General features: G+C 67.7%; 10 protein-coding genes. 2 read left to right on the forward strand and 8 right to left on the reverse strand.

The features are described from left to right. Window positions 1–97: 97 nt before the first annotated feature. On the reverse strand, window positions 98–505 hold the full coding sequence (locus AC1DNC_RS10815) for a VOC family protein (protein ID WP_476862537.1): 408 nt from the start codon (window positions 503–505) through the stop codon (window positions 98–100). A 245-nt stretch (window positions 506–750) separates the two neighbouring features. Then, on the reverse strand, window positions 751–2,862 hold the full coding sequence (paaZ, locus tag AC1DNC_RS10820; RefSeq protein WP_476862538.1) for a phenylacetic acid degradation bifunctional protein PaaZ: 2,112 nt from the start codon (window positions 2,860–2,862) through the stop codon (window positions 751–753). A 162-nt stretch (window positions 2,863–3,024) separates the two neighbouring features. Between paaZ and AC1DNC_RS10825 the strand changes: the two genes are divergently transcribed. Then, window positions 3,025–3,441 (forward strand): PaaI family thioesterase, encoded by a 417-nt coding sequence (locus AC1DNC_RS10825; RefSeq protein WP_476862539.1) that lies wholly within the window; start codon window positions 3,025–3,027, stop codon window positions 3,439–3,441. Between the two features lie 35 nt (window positions 3,442–3,476). Here AC1DNC_RS10825 and AC1DNC_RS10830 read toward each other — a convergent pair whose 3' ends face one another. Genes AC1DNC_RS10830 through AC1DNC_RS10850 form a run of 5 tightly spaced genes read right to left on the reverse strand, consistent with a single transcriptional unit; the run spans window position 3,477 to window position 9,260 of the window. After that, on the reverse strand, window positions 3,477–4,538 hold the full coding sequence (locus AC1DNC_RS10830) for a LacI family DNA-binding transcriptional regulator (RefSeq protein WP_476862540.1): 1,062 nt from the start codon (window positions 4,536–4,538) through the stop codon (window positions 3,477–3,479). Further along, the gene (locus tag AC1DNC_RS10835) at window positions 4,538–6,037 is read right to left on the reverse strand and encodes a glycoside hydrolase family 1 protein (RefSeq protein ID WP_476862541.1); all 1,500 of its coding nucleotides are present in this window, start codon (window positions 6,035–6,037) and stop codon (window positions 4,538–4,540) included. Before AC1DNC_RS10835 ends, AC1DNC_RS10830 begins: the two co-directional genes overlap by 1 nt. Beyond that, the gene (locus tag AC1DNC_RS10840) at window positions 6,034–6,978 is read right to left on the reverse strand and encodes a carbohydrate ABC transporter permease (RefSeq protein ID WP_476862542.1); all 945 of its coding nucleotides are present in this window, start codon (window positions 6,976–6,978) and stop codon (window positions 6,034–6,036) included. The genes AC1DNC_RS10835 and AC1DNC_RS10840 overlap by 4 nt, the downstream gene beginning before the upstream one ends. Then, a complete protein-coding gene (locus tag AC1DNC_RS10845) occupies window positions 6,975–7,964 on the reverse strand; it encodes a carbohydrate ABC transporter permease (protein WP_476862543.1) in 990 nt (329 codons plus the stop codon). Before AC1DNC_RS10845 ends, AC1DNC_RS10840 begins: the two co-directional genes overlap by 4 nt. A 3-nt stretch (window positions 7,965–7,967) precedes the next feature. Then, entirely contained in the window at window positions 7,968–9,260 is a 1,293-nt protein-coding gene (locus AC1DNC_RS10850) for an ABC transporter substrate-binding protein (protein WP_476862544.1), read from the reverse strand. Between the two features lie 400 nt (window positions 9,261–9,660). On the opposite strand from AC1DNC_RS10850, the gene AC1DNC_RS10855 reads away from it, so the two are divergent. Beyond that, entirely contained in the window at window positions 9,661–11,496 is a 1,836-nt protein-coding gene (locus AC1DNC_RS10855; protein WP_476862632.1) for an adenylyl cyclase, read from the forward strand. Between the two features lie 41 nt (window positions 11,497–11,537). On the opposite strand, the gene AC1DNC_RS10860 is transcribed toward AC1DNC_RS10855, so the two are convergent. Further along, window positions 11,538–14,135: a S1 family peptidase gene (locus AC1DNC_RS10860; RefSeq protein WP_476862545.1), complete on the reverse strand. Its 2,598-nt coding sequence runs from the start codon at window positions 14,133–14,135 to the stop codon at window positions 11,538–11,540. Between the last annotated feature and the right edge of the window lie 3 nt (window positions 14,136–14,138).

A 14,138-nucleotide genomic window follows, 5' to 3' on the forward strand; every position in this document is an offset into this window, starting at 1 on the left:
TCCCGACGTGTCCGCGTCAATGTGCCCCGCCCGGCGGTAGGCGCCGGGCCCGAGCGCGCAACAGCACCCCGGTGGACCGGGGTGCTGTTGACCGTTCTCAGAGCTGGTAGTCGGCCGCCGTCATGATGTTCTCGTGCACGCAAAGAATGTTGTGCTCGGAGTCCATGAACCAGGCGCACTTCTCCGAATCCGTGGTGCAAATGTGGTTCTCGGTCTTGAGATCGGGGAGGTTGTAGTCCTGGAACATGACGCCCTTGGCTTCCATCTCCCGGACAGTGCGTTCGATCTCGCTGACTTCGAAACTCAGGGTGGTGTGCTCTGAATGCTTTCCATCCTTGACAGGCATCAGCTGCAGCATTGGGCCGCCTTCTGAGCCGAACAATTCGCTTCCGTCGTCTGCCACGCCACGGTGCGGGAGCCCCAGGGTGTCCGCATAGAAATGCCGAGCACGCGCTGCATCATCGACTGGCAGGACTGTTGTGGCTTTGCTAAGTACTAGGGACATTTCGCCACCTCCTACGAGCACGATTTTACGCCGGGCCAGGGTGGAAAGAGCCCTGCACTTCCCCTCGCCGCCAACGCTCCCTCAGCTCCTGCCGCCGAGAAGCCAACGCTCCCTCAGCTCCTACCGCCTAACCACAAGCGCTCCCTCACGGAAGTGAGGGAGCGTCGGGCAGGACGGCACCGGAAGTGAGGGAGCGTCCGGCAGGACAGCACCAAACGTGAGGGAGCGTCCGGGGGTGGGAGGGGTTACTTCTCCACGAGGGTCAGGACGTCGTAAGTCGCCACGATTTCGTCGTTCTGATTGGTCAGGACGGCGTCCCAGGCCACTTCGCCGTACTCATCGGTCTCGCGCGGGGTGATCTTCTTGGCCGTCAGGGTGACCCGGATGGAGTCCCCGGCCGCGACGGGCGTGATGAAGCGCAGGTTCTCCAGGCCGTAGTTGGCCAGCACCGGGCCCGGCGCGGGTTCCACGAACAAGCCGGCACCCCAGGCCAGGAGCAGGTAGCCGTGGGCAACGATGCCCGGGAAGAACGGGTTGGCCTCCGCCGCCTCCTGGTTGGTGTGGGCATAGAAGGTGTCGCCGGTGGAGTTGGCGAACTTGGTGATCTCGTCCAGCGACACCTCCCGCAGCTCCGAGCGGATGGCGTCGCCGATGTGCAGCGTGGCCAGGGACTTCCGGAACGGGTGCTGGCCCTCGGTCTCGAGCGTGAAGTTACGGTCAGCGCCGGTGTGCCAGACCCCGGTGACGGCCGTGAGCATGTTGGGCGAGCCCTGGATGGCGGTCCGCTGCATGTGGTGCATGACCGAGCGGATGCCGCCGAGTTCCTCGCCGCCGCCGGCGCGGCCCGGGCCGCCGTGGACCAGGTGCGGGACGGGCGAGCCGTGGCCGGTGGAGCTGCGGGCATCCTCGCGGTTGAGCATGAGCACGCGGCCGTGGTGGGCTGCGATGCCGGTGACGAGTTCACGGGCCACCGCCGGATCGTTGGTGCAGACCGAGGCGACCAGCGAACCCCCGCCGCGGGCGGCAAGGCGGACGGCGTCGGCGAGGTCGGTGTAGCCGATGACCGAGGAGACTGGACCGAAGGCCTCGAGGGAGTGCACCTCCTCGGCTTCCGGGTCGGCCCAGCTCAGCAGCACCGGGGACATGAAGGCACCGCCGTCGACGACGCCGACGCTCCCGTCCGCGCTGGTGACCTTCGGCGAATCGAGGCTGCCGTAGGCAAGCTCGCCGCCGGCGTCGAGCATCGACTGGACGGCGGCGCGCACGTCGGCGAGCTGCTCCAGGGAAGCGAGGGCGCCCATGGTGACGCCTTCGGCGCGGGGGTCGCCCAGCACGACGCGTTCGGTGATCCGCTCCCCCACGGCGGCGACGACGTCGGACACCAGTTCCTGCGGCACGATTGCGCGGCGGATCGAGGTGCACTTCTGGCCGGCCTTGGCAGTCATCTCGGTGACGAGGGACTTGATGAAGGCGTCGAATTCCGGGGTGCCCTTGACGGCGTCCGGGCCGAGGATGGCGGCGTTGAGGGAGTCGGTTTCGGAGGTGAAGCGCACTCCGCCCTTGACCACGTTGGGGTGGGACTTGAGCGTGTTGGCGGTGGACGCGGAGCCGGTGAAGGCGACCAGGTCGCGGTAGTCGAGGTGATCGAGCAGGGTGCGGACCGAGCCGGAGACCAGCTGCAGCGAGCCCTCGGGCAGGATGCCGGATTCGTCGATCGCCTTCACCACGGCCGCGGCAACGTAGCCGGTGGGGGTGGCCGGCTTCACGATGGTGGGAACGCCGGCGATGAAGGCCGGGGCGAGCTTCTCGAGCATGCCCCAGACCGGGAAGTTGAAGGCGTTGATCTGTACGGCGACGCCGGGGATCCGGGTGTAGATGTGTTCGCCGGCGAAGGAACCGTCCCGGGACAGGATTTCCATGGGCCCGTCCACCACTACCTGGGCGTTGGGCAGCTCGCGCCGGCCCTTGGAGCCGAAGGTGAACAGCACGCCGATGCCGCCGTCAATGTCGATCATCGAATCGACCTTGGTGGCACCGGTCTGCGCGGAGAGCGCGTAGAACTCGTCGCGGCGGCCGTTGAGGTACTGGGCCAGTTCCTTGAGCTTGAGGGCGCGCTGGTGGAAGGTCAGCTTCCCCAGTTCCGCCTGACCGGTGGTGCGGCCGTAGTCGACGACGGCGGCCAGGTCGAGGCCCTCGGTGCTCACCTTGGCGAGGAGCTCACCGGTGCTGGCGTCCAGGACGGCGGCAGCCCCGGCGGCGGCGGCCGCATCGGGGGTCCACCACGAGTTCCGGACGAAACTGGGGACGATCTCGACGGTGCCCACTGAGGGTTCCGGAGCTGTGGCAGTGGTGGTCATCGTTGACGGGTCCTTCCAACGCGGGGCAAGATCAACACGGCCAGCGCATTACTGACCGTCCGTTCGGTAATATGTCTACAGTACATGAAGGAGCCCTGCGGCACACTAGTAGCGGCAGGACCAACCGGCCCGTGACAGGCCCGAGCCCCCAGAGGAGACGCAATGACGCCCGATCCCCGCGGTACCGAGCTGTGGAAGATCACCCTCGGTGAACTTGACGAGAAGATGGGGGTCAAGATCGTTGAGCAGTCGGTGGAACGCGTCGTGGCCACCATGCCGGTGGAGGGCAACCGGCAATCCTTCGGGCTGCTGCACGGCGGTGCCTCGCTGGCCGTCGGAGAGGCCGTGGGCTCCTGGGCCGCGGTGATCCACGCCAGCACCCTGGGCAAGACCGCCGTCGGCGTCGACGTCTCCGCCACCCACCACAAGTCAGCCCGCGAGGGCCTCATCACCATCACGGCCACCCCCATCCACCTGGGCGGCACGATGACGACCCACGAAGTCCTGATCACCAACGCGGCCGGCCAGCGGTTGTGCACGCTGCGGATCACCAACCTGTTGCTGGACCGCAAGGACTGAACAGTTCCGCTGGAGCGCCCGCCTGCCTACCCGACCTACGGCAGAGTGCCGGCTACGGTGCTGGCCCGGACGACCAGGCGCGCGGGGTAGATGAGCGGCTCGCGGCTGGCCCCCGGGTCTTCGATGTCAGCGAGAAGCAGGCGGCCCGCTTCGGCAGCCATTTCCACCGTGGACTGGTTGATGGTGGTCAGCGGCAGTTCGCCGGGAGCCGTCAGATGGTCATCGAAGCCGACGACGGCGACGTCCCCGGGCACCGACCGGCCGGACGCCAGCAGGGCCGTGATGGCGCCGCGGGCCATCAGGTCTGAGGCGGCAAAGATGCCGTCCACGCTGCCGTCCTCGGCCAGGATCTGCTCGGCGGCTGCGGTGCCACCGGCGGGCGTGAAGTCTCCATGGGCCACCGGTCCCGCCGTCAGCCCGGCTTCCCTGAGGCCCGCCTGCCATCCCGCGAGCCGGTCCGCGGCCGCGGTCATGTCCAGTGGGCCGGTAATGGTTGCCAGCCGGGTGCGTCCCGCGTCGGCCAGGTGGAGCGCGGCCAGCCGGCCGCCATCGAAGCTGTCCACGTCGACGTAATGGATCCCGAGGCCGGTATCCCACGGCCTTCCGATGAAAACGGTGGGCAGCCCCGACGCTGCGAGGTCCTCGGTCCAGCCGTCCGCCTTGTGGTGCGAGACGACTATGGCGCCGTCGACGTGGCCGCCGCGCAGATAGCGGACCGTCCGGGATGGATCACCGCCGGCCCGTGACATCAGGAGCACCAACTGCATGTCCGTGTCACGGAGCGCCTCGGTCACGCCGGTAATGACGGCGGCAAAGAACGGATCCATCATGACGCGCGCGTCGGGTTCGTTGATGACCAGGGCGATGGACGAGGTCCGGCGGGTGACGAGGCTGCGGGCGGCCCGGTTCGGGGTGTAGCCGAGGGAAATTACCGCGGCGTCCACCGCGGCCTGGGCCTCCGGGCTGACGCGGGACCCGCCGTTGATAGCCCGCGACGCGGTGGAGCGGGACACTCCGGCCGCCGTCGCGAGGTCTTCAAGGGTGGGGGTGGGTTTGGCCGGTCCGGCCCGGAGACCCCGGTGGATCTGTGCGCTCATTACCTCGAGAATACGACATCCCCGGTGTCCGCTTTGACCAACACTTCCTGCTGCGCCGGCAGCGCGTTGGCCGCCGCCGCCGTTGCGTACCAGAGCCCGCTCGCCTTGGGGATGCGCTCCAAGGTCTCGTAGTCGACCCGCACCAGGCCGAAGCGCTGGTGGTATCCGTAGGCCCACTCGAAATTGTCCAGCAGCGACCAGGCGAGGTAGCCGCGCACGTCCGCGCCGTCGTCGATCGCTGCCCGGACCGCGCGCAGGTGGGCGTCGAAGAACGCAAGCCGGTCCTGGTCGTCGACATAGCCGTCGGCGTCCGGCGCGTCCGGGTAGGCTGCGCCGTTTTCGGTCATGTAGATCGGGATGCCGGCCGGGCCGGTGTACTCGCGCTGCAGCCGGGTCAGCAAGCGGTGCAGGCCCTCGGGCTGCACTTCCCAGCCCATTCCGGTCACCGGCAGGCCGCGCGGCACGGAGTGCACACCCTCGGCGGAGACGAACGGGGTTGCCTCCGGCTTGCCGGCGGACTCCGGCGCTGCCTGGGCCGTGGTCGTGACGGTGTCCTGCGTGCCCTGCTCATCGGCGGCTGCCGCTTTGGTCAGGGCTTCACCCTGGTAGTAGTTGACGCCCAGCAGGTCCATGGGCATCGAGATGACGGCCAGGTCGCCGTCCTGCACCACGGCGTCGAAGCCCAGGCCGGCGACGTCGTCGAGCACATCTGCGGGGTAGGCGCCGCGGAAGAGCGGGTCGAGGAAGATCCGGTTGTGCAGGCCGTCGATCCGGCGGGCCGCGTCCCGGTCCTCCGCGGAAGCGGGGTCTGCCGGGTCGGCGACGGTGAGGTTCAGAGTGATGCCGAGGATCGCTTCCGGGTCGCGCCGGCGCAGTTCCGCGGCGGCGAGTCCGTGCCCGAGCAGGAGGTGGTGCGCGGCGGCGAGGGCGGCCGCCGGTTCCTGCCGGCCCGGGGCATGGACGCCGGCGGCGTAACCGAGGAACGCCGAGCACCACGGTTCGTTGAGTGTGGTCCAGATGCGGACCCGGTCGCCCAGGGCCGCATGCATGAGCGCCGCGTAGGCTGCGAAAAGCTCGGCCGTCTCGCGGTTGGCCCAGCCGCCTTCATCCTCCAGCGCCTGGGGCAGGTCCCAGTGGTACAGGGTCAGCCAGGGAGTGATGCCCGCGGCGAGGAGCTCATCGACCAGCCGGGAGTAGAAGGCGATCCCCTCGGGGTTGGGTGTCCTACCGTCGGGCATGCAACGCGCCCACGACGTCGAGAAGCGGTACGCCTTGAGGTTCAGCGATTTCATCAACTCGACGTCCTGGCCCGAGCGGTGGTAGTGGTCGCAGGCCACGTCGCCGTTGTGGGCGTCCGCGACGGCGCCCGGGACCCGGGCGAATGTGTCCCAGATGGAGTCCTGCCGGCCGCCCTCATGGGCGGCTCCTTCGATCTGGTAAGCGGCCGTGGCCGCACCCCAGAGGAAACCTTCGGGGAAAGCTAGCGGGGTGATGCTCATCCTTTGACTGCTCCTTGCATAATTCCTGAAACGAGTTGGCGACCGGCCGCGATGAAGAGCAGCAGGAGCGGGATGGTGGCCAGCACAGCGCCGGCCAGCACCACTGAATAGTCGACGAAGTGGGCTGCCTGCAGCAGCTGCAGTGCCACCGGCAGAGTCGGGTTGGACGGATCCAGCACAATGAAGGGCCAGAAGAAGTTGGTCCACGTGGCGACGAAGGTGAAGAGGGCCAGCATGGCCGCAGCGGGCCGCGCCGCGGGGAACCCGACGTACCAGAAGGCCTGGATCATCGAGGCCCCATCCATCCGGACGGCTTCAATGAGCTCGTCCGGCAGGGCGTCACGCAGGTACTGGGTCATCCAGAAGACGCCGAAGGCCGTGACGACGCCGGGAATGATGACGGCCCACAGGGAGCCTGTCCAGCCCAGCTTCGCCATCACGATAAACAGCGGAACCACGCCGAGCTGGGTGGGCACCGCCATGGTGGCGATCACGAAGACGAGCAGGCCCTTGCTGCCGCGGAAGCGAAGCTTGGCGAAAGCAAATCCCGCGAGGGTCGAGAAAACCACCACCGAGCAGGCCGTCACCGTGGAGACCAGAAGGCTGTTGCCCATGGCTTTCCAGAACGGGATACTGTCGAAGACTTTCGCCGCGTTGGCCAGGAAGTTCCCGCCCGGAAGCAGCGGAATCCCGCGGCTAAGCGCCGTGCTGTCGTGGCTGCCCACCAAAAAGGACCAGTACAACGGGAACAGGGACGCCAGCAGCACTGCTCCCAGGGCGCCGTAGCTCAGGGCTCCCGGACGGCGCACGCCCCCAGCGCCGCCTCGGTTGCGCCCGGGGGTGCGTCCGCGGCCGGGACCGGCAGGCCGGTTCAGCCGCTTGGCGGCCGTCTTGGCGGCGCCCTCACCGACGGTCTGTCGGATCATGGGGATGGAGCTCATTTGCGGCCTCCTTGGCTTGCGATGCGCCGCGTGAGAAGGAAGTTCAGGAGGGCGATCAGCACGATCATCAGGAACAGCAGCCACGCGACCGCGGATGCCCTGCCGAAGTTGCGCTGTCCCCAACCCAGTTCCCAGATGTACATGGTCAGCGTCTGCCACTGCCGGTCGGCGCCGCCGAGCCCGGACTGGTCGAACACCCTCGGCTCGTCGAAGATCTGCAATCCGCCGATCGTGGACGTGATGGCTACGAAAATCACGGTGGGCCGAAGCATCGGAACCGTCACCGACAGGAACTGACGGACGCGGCCGGCCCCGTCGATGGTGGCGGCCTCGAAGACGTCCCGCGGGATGGCCTGCATCGCCGCCAGGAAGATCAGCGAGTTGTAGCCGATCCAGCGGAAATTCACCATGGTGGCGATTGCGAGGTGGCTGGCCAGCTGGTCGGAGTGCCAACGGACCGGGTCAAGGCCGGCAAGGCTCAACAGCTCGTTGACGAGACCGAACTGGTCTGCGAACAGGTTGTTGAAGATCAGTCCAACGGCCACGGGAGCGACGACGAATGGCACCAGGACACCAATCCGCCAGAACGTCTTGGCCCGCAGGTTCGCGTCCAGCGCGGCTGCGATCAGCAGCGCCAGCACGACCTGCGGCACGGAGGAGAGCAGGAAAATGCTCAGCGTGTTCCCCACCGCGTTCCAGAAGTACGGCTGTCCGAGGACAAAGCCGAAGTTCTCCATTCCGATGAACTTGCCCTGGCCACCGATGAGATTCCAGTTGTGCAGGGAAACCCAGCCGGTGTAGAGCAACGGAAACAATCCCGTGAGCGCAAACAGCAGGAAGAACGGCGAGATGTACAGGTAGGGCGAAACCTTGACGTCCCACCGGGACAGCTGCTGCGAGAACGCGAGCCGCCGCACACTCTTCGCGTCCGTTCTTTCCTCGTCGAACAATGATTCTTGGGGCCTGACCCGGTCCGTTACCGGCATGACTTACAGGGACTTCACAGCGGTGAGGAACTTCGCCCAGGAGGACTCGGCGTCGTCCTTCTTGTCCACGTCCACGCGGGTGAGTGCCTGCTGCATGGCGTCGTTGATGGCAAAGAACTTCGGGCCCTTGAACGGGGTGGCGCCCACGGCCTTGGCCCGCTCGGCGAAGATCTTCCCGGTGGGGGCGTTGTTGAAGAACTTGTTGGTCTGGCCGAGCAGCGCTTCGCTGTCCAGTGCCGCGACCTGGCTCGGGAAGGTGCCCTTGGCCTTGAAGGCCTTGATCTGCTGTTCGGGGGCGGTCAGCCAGGCGGCGAGCTTCTTGGCTTCGGCCTGGTGCTTGCCCTGTGCCGGCACGGTCAGGTACGAACCGCCCCAGTTTCCGCCGCCGCCGGGGAAGACGTTGGCGACGTCCCAGCCCTTGACGCCGGTGGCGTTGCCCTCGATCACACCGAGCATCCAGCCCGGGCAGAGCGTGGTGGCGAACTTCTGGGACTGGAATCCTGCTACCCAGTCGTTGCTCCACTGGCCCAGGTGAGCCGACAGGTTGTCCTTCGTGGAGGCGTTGAGGACCTTGGTGTAGACCTCCTTGACCGCAGGGTTTTCGGCGGCGATGACGGTGCCGTCTTCGTTTTCGTAGGCCTTCTCCAATTGGTTGCTCATGCCCTGGTAGATGGCTCCGGCGGAATCGAACCAGGCCGCCCCGGTCTTCGCGGCGACAAACTTCTTGCCGGCGTCGAAGTAGCTGTCCCAGGTCGTGCCGAGCATCTTGGCGACGGACTCGCGGTCAGTCGGCAGCCCGGCCGCCTTGAGCAGGGACGAGTTGTAGCAGACGGCCTCGGGACCGGAGTCGGTGCCGTAGCCGATAAGGTGGCCGTCCTGCGTGGTCGCCGCCTTCGTCTTCCAGTCCAGCCAGCGGCCTTCCACGGCGGGATCCTTCAGGTCCACGAACTGGTCCGGATACTGCTTGAGTTCGGAGAGCCAGTCGACCTCGATTGCTTCGACGTCAGAGAGGCCCGAGCCGGCGGCCAGGCGGGTGGTCAGGTTGTCACGCGCCTCGTTGGTGGTGGCGGCCTTCTTGTGCTGGATCTTGACGTTCGGGTTGAGCGATTCGTACTCCTTGAGCAAGCTTTCGTAGCCGAACTCGTTGAACGTGGCGAGAGTGAGGGTCACGGGCTCCTTCCCCGTCTCGCCGGTGGGTGCCGCGGCTTTGGGTGCGTCTGCTCCGCAGGCGCTCAAGGCAAGGGTGAGGCAGGCAGCCGACGCCGACAGTGCGGCAAGCTTGCTGGGGAATTTCACGCAGGGACTCCTTTGTCGGGATGAGGCACGAAGAGTGCGGGGCGATGCGCCCAGATTGGGAGCGCTCCCACATACAGCATGGGAGCGCTCTCACGAGCATGGTGTCGCACATCACAGCGGCTTGTCAAGACGGCGCCCAGGGCCGGATTCGGACCCTTGCCCGCCTCCGGGGGCGGTGTTAGGCTTCCCGGCGGGAGCGCTCCCACACCCGGCCTTCACCAGAGCCGGGCGCCTCATTCCCTTCACTCCCCTTCCGCAGCCCGTGCAAAATCCGCACCCCAAGAGAGCAGGACAAGCAATGCCGCTAGCCCACCTCCGCCGCCGCCGGGCGGCCCATCCGACGTCCTTCCGGACGCCAACGCACCACCAGAGACGGCTGCTTGCCGGCGCGGTAGCGGTGATGCTTGGCGTGCTGGGCGCCGGAGCCGCCCCCGCCGCCAACGCCGCACCGCCACCGGCGATGAACCCGGCGATAAACCCGGCGATGAAACCGGCCAAGGCCACGCCCGCGCCGGCCCCCGACTTCGGCGCCAACGTGCGGATCTTCGATCCGAGCATGCCTGTCGCCGACATCCAGGCCGAGGTGGCCGCCATTGCGGCCAAGCAGGTCGACGACGAGATGGGCACCAACCGCTATTCCCTGCTGTTCAAGCCCGGCACCTATGGCAGCGCGGAAACGCCGCTGATCATCCAGGTGGGCTATTCGACCGAGGTGGCCGGCCTGGGCGCCTCACCCACGGACGTCACCATCAACGGCCATGTGGACACGTACAACCGGTGCCTCACCGCGGACAACTGCATCGCCCTGAACAATTTCTGGCGCTCCGTCTCCAACCTCACCATCAACGTCACCGGGCTCGAGGGCTGCCGCAGCTCGGCGAACTTCTGGGCCGCATCGCAGGCATCGCCCATGCGGCGGGTCAACATCACCGGCGGCAACCTTTCCCTGATGGACTACTGCACCGCCGGCCCGCAGTACGCCAGCGGCGGCTTCATTTCCGATTCAAAAGCCGGCACGGTCATCAACGGTTCGCAGCAGCAGTACCTGGTCCGCGACAGCAGCATCGGCAGCTGGTCCAACGGCGTCTGGAATCAGGTCTTCTCCGGGGTGAACGGGGCCCCGGCCCAGTCCTTCCCGGATCCGCCCTACACCACCCTGGCCAGCACCCCGGTCAGCCGGGAAAAGCCCTACTTGACCCTGGACTCCGCCGGCCAGTACAGCGTCTTCGTTCCCGCGGTGCGCCGGGACTCCGCCGGCACCACATGGGAAAACGGTCCGACGGCGGGCCGCAGCATCCCGCTGTCAGACTTCTTCCTCGCCCGGCCCTCGGATTCGGTCCAGACCATCAACTCCCAGCTGGCCCGCGGCAAGAACCTGCTGCTGACCCCGGGTGTCTACGACATTGACCGCAGCATCGAAGTCAAGCGCGCCAACACCGTCGTCCTCGGGCTCGGCATGGCCACCCTCACCGCCGTCGACGGTTCCGTGCCGCTGACGGTCGCGGATGTCCCCGGCGTCGACATTGCCGCCGTTACCGTGGACGCCGGCGAGAAGAATTCACCGGTCCTGCTGCGCGTCGGCACCCAGCGTGCCGCAACGGGCAGCGCCCGCGCCCACAACGGCTGGAGCGATCCCGCCAACCCCACCACCCTCCACGATGTGTTCTTCCGGATCGGCGGGCCCCACGTCGGCAAGGCCTCGCTGAGCCTGGAGGTCAACAGTGACAACGTGCTCCTGGACCACATCTGGGCCTGGCGCGCCGACCACGGAAACGGCGTGGGCTGGACCACCAACACCGCAGACAACGGCGTCATCATCAACGGCGACGGCGTCACCGCCACCGGCCTGTTCGTGGAGCACTACCAGCAGTACAACGTGATCTGGAACGGCGAACGCGGGAAGACCATCTTCTTCCAGAATGAGCTGCCCTACGACGCCCCCAACCAGGCTGCCTGGCAGCACGACGGAGTCCTGGGCTGGGCCGGTTACAAGGTGGCCGACCAGGTCAAGAACCACGAACTCTGGGGCGGCGGGAGCTACGTCTACAACAACGTGGATCCCTCGATCCACGCCACGCGGGGCTTCGAGGTTCCGGTGACGCCAGGGGTGAAGCTGCACAGCCTGCTGACCGTCAACCTCGGTGCAGGAACGCTGGACCACGTCATCAATGACACCGGCGCTGCGGTCTCGACCGACGCCGTGGGCAAGCCCAGCTACGTAGCCAACTTCGGCTGAAAAACGGCGGGCGGGAGCCCTAAGGCCCCGCCCGCCGGCAGCTAGCGCACCGGCCTGCGCCGCCCCAGTGCGACGCAGGCCGCGCCGAGCAACATGGCCGCGGCCCCCACAGCGGCCGTTGTAACCACGCCGTCGGCGCCGGTGCTGGCCAGCATCGCCGGGGCGACCGGTTGCATCGGAGCCGCCGCAGGGGCCTCCACAGCTGCGGCCGTCGGCGATGCGTTTGCAGCCATGGCCGCCGATGCCGCCGGAGCGATCGAGAACCTGGCCGCTACCGGCGAAGAGGCAATCGAGTCGAGGGACTGGGTAACGGACAGAGTGTGCGGCCCTACGGCCAGGCCGGCGGGGAATCGTACACTCCACCGTCCGTCGGCCACGAGCACGTGCGGGAACAGCGAAGGGAATACTGCTTTCGTCCCGACGCCGGATCCGCCCTGCTGCACTCCACCGATTGGCCGCCCATCGATCGATACGGTGACGGCGGCACCCTCGATGCCCGTTCCGGAGATCGCGTCCGGCGGTCCGTCCTGCGGGAACGAGAGACCGTTCCAGTGACCGGCAACAGCGGGCGCCGGCGGCGGCACGGTGAAAGCCATCGTGGCCGGCGGGCTGTCCACGTGTCCGGGCGCGGTCTGCACGGCCGTGACCGAGAGCTTGCCATACGCCGGCTGGCTGCCGACGGGAACACTCCACTGCCCGGCAGGCGTCACCGTCGCGGAGCCGCTCAAATCGCCCGAAAGCTTCACGACGTTCCCCGGTGTGCCGGTCCCCACGATCCTGTCCAGGGCTGCTGGGGTGGATCCGGGAGTGGTGATCACCGGTGCGGGCAGTTCGGAGACGCTAAGGCTGAAGGTCGTGGCGCCCGAGCGGCTGTAGCCGTTGACGGTCTCGGCCGTGAACTGGAACGCGCCTTCCGAGGACGGTGCGTTGAAGGACCAGTTTCCCGCATCGTCAACCGGGAGTTCGACGGCGTCCTGGTTCGGGCGAACCAGGCGCACCAAGGAGTTTGCAGCGACGCCGGAGGCGGGGGCTGCAGGCACGCGGCCCCGGACCTGGCTGCCCGGCGAGACCGTGCCGGCATCCGGGGTCCCTGCGAGTTCGGGCTTGTTCAGGAACAGTTGGAGCTGGACGGGCCCGGGAACGTAGCCCAGCGCGTCCTCGAGTGTTGTTGCGACGGCGAAATTCTGCGCCGCGCCCCGTGGTTCCCCGGCGGAGTGTGTGCCGACGGCGAAGTTTCCGCTGATCCAGGGCCCCCCGGAGTCTCCGCCGCCGGACTGGACGTCGTAGGACAGGAATCCTTTGAAGGCCCGCAAATCTCCTGCGGCGGCGGTTCGTCCGCCCACCACGTAGATCCCGGTTTCCGCCACCTTGCCGCAGGACCATCCGGTTGTCCGACCGGACCGGCAGACAGCCTGGCCCTGGTACGGCGCGGCGGTGCCGATGATTTTCACGGAGGTCTTGGCGGGGCTGGCCATGTTGTTCCAGGTGATGGCAGAGGACTGCACCGTGAGCCCGGGCCGCAGCTCATTGATGACGGCGATGTCGGTGCCAATGTTGCCCGGGCTCGACTCCGAGCCGGTGATCGGGGAGTTGTTCGTGCCGCCGAATTGGCTGAACCCGAACGTTCCCAGGGACTCGAGCACATCCGGGCGGGGTGTCGTGGACCCGCCGGCCGGCGCCGCGCTTAGGGGTTCGACGTCGGCCTTGACCGCCGTCCCGTCTTCGGCGCAGTGCCCGGCCGTCAGCACCAGCGGCAGGCCGGACGGGCTGAAGGCCCCAAAACCGGCAGAACAAATCGTCATGTTGTCGACGACGTATCCCTGGCCGCCGTAATAGTCCTCTTCGGTCTTGATGGCGGCGCCCTTTTCCAGCTCCACGTTGGCGTAGCGGGAGACGAAATCCGCGGCCGAGATCTTTCCCGGAGCCGGCTCGGCGACCGGCTCCAGGCCCCGGGGCGCCAAGGCTGCCACGGCAGCCGAGCCTTCGGCCGTATTGGTGCCGCCGGTGCGGATGACAAAGTGGCCGTCGGTAAAGGCCACAGCCTGCAGCCCGGCAGGGCCGACTTCACGGAGGTATGCCTGGAAGAGCTGCTCGGCACTGCCGGCGACGAGTTCGGGCTTCGGGGCGGCGGCCGGCGATGCCGCGGTCCCCGCGGGAGCCTCAAGCGTGCGCGCGGCCGGCGCCTCCAGCGTGAACAGGGCCGGGCCGGACTGGTTCAGTTCATCAATCCGGGTCCGAAGTTCGGCGCCGCTGCCCTGGACCACGATTCTTCCGTCCCGCAGGAGGATCCCGACGTAGCCAGGCAGCCCGCGCAGCGACGGGACGGCGTCGGCGGCGCGCTTGGCCAAGGCACCCGCGGCGTCGAACTCCTCCATCGTCATGCCGAGATCCCGCTGGACCGCGTCGGCGAGGCCGGCGTCGCTGATACCCGGCTGCGGGGACGGGGACGGCTCAGCGGACGGCGCCGGGGCTGAGGCTGTGGCTTCCGGGCTGGCGCTGGTCGAGGGCGAGGGGGACGCCGCGGCCGGGTCGGGTGAGCCGGACTCAGCCAGCGCGGGGACCGCCAGGGTCGAACCCGCGAGCGCAATGGCGACAGCCGCCGTCGCCCGCATTACCAGCGCATACGTGGGAGTCTTCACCCG

This window comes from Arthrobacter sp. 01N442 (assembly GCF_056399345.1).

What these genes read in the sequence shown, in the direction of transcription:
- AC1DNC_RS10815 (WP_476862537.1), bottom strand. Translation starts at nt 505, where the DNA reads ATGTCCCTAGTACTTAGCAAAGCCACAACAGTCCTGCCAGTCGATGAT.
- AC1DNC_RS10825 (WP_476862539.1), top strand. Translation starts at nt 3,025, where the DNA reads ATGACGCCCGATCCCCGCGGTACCGAGCTGTGGAAGATCACCCTCGGT.
- AC1DNC_RS10840 (WP_476862542.1), bottom strand. Translation starts at nt 6,978, where the DNA reads ATGAGCTCCATCCCCATGATCCGACAGACCGTCGGTGAGGGCGCCGCC.
- AC1DNC_RS10835 (WP_476862541.1), bottom strand. Translation starts at nt 6,037, where the DNA reads ATGAGCATCACCCCGCTAGCTTTCCCCGAAGGTTTCCTCTGGGGTGCG.
- AC1DNC_RS10830 (WP_476862540.1), bottom strand. Translation starts at nt 4,538, where the DNA reads ATGAGCGCACAGATCCACCGGGGTCTCCGGGCCGGACCGGCCAAACCC.
- AC1DNC_RS10845 (WP_476862543.1), bottom strand. Translation starts at nt 7,964, where the DNA reads ATGCCGGTAACGGACCGGGTCAGGCCCCAAGAATCATTGTTCGACGAG.
- paaZ (WP_476862538.1), bottom strand. Translation starts at nt 2,862, where the DNA reads ATGACCACCACTGCCACAGCTCCGGAACCCTCAGTGGGCACCGTCGAG.
- AC1DNC_RS10855 (WP_476862632.1), top strand. Translation starts at nt 9,661, where the DNA reads ATGCTTGGCGTGCTGGGCGCCGGAGCCGCCCCCGCCGCCAACGCCGCA.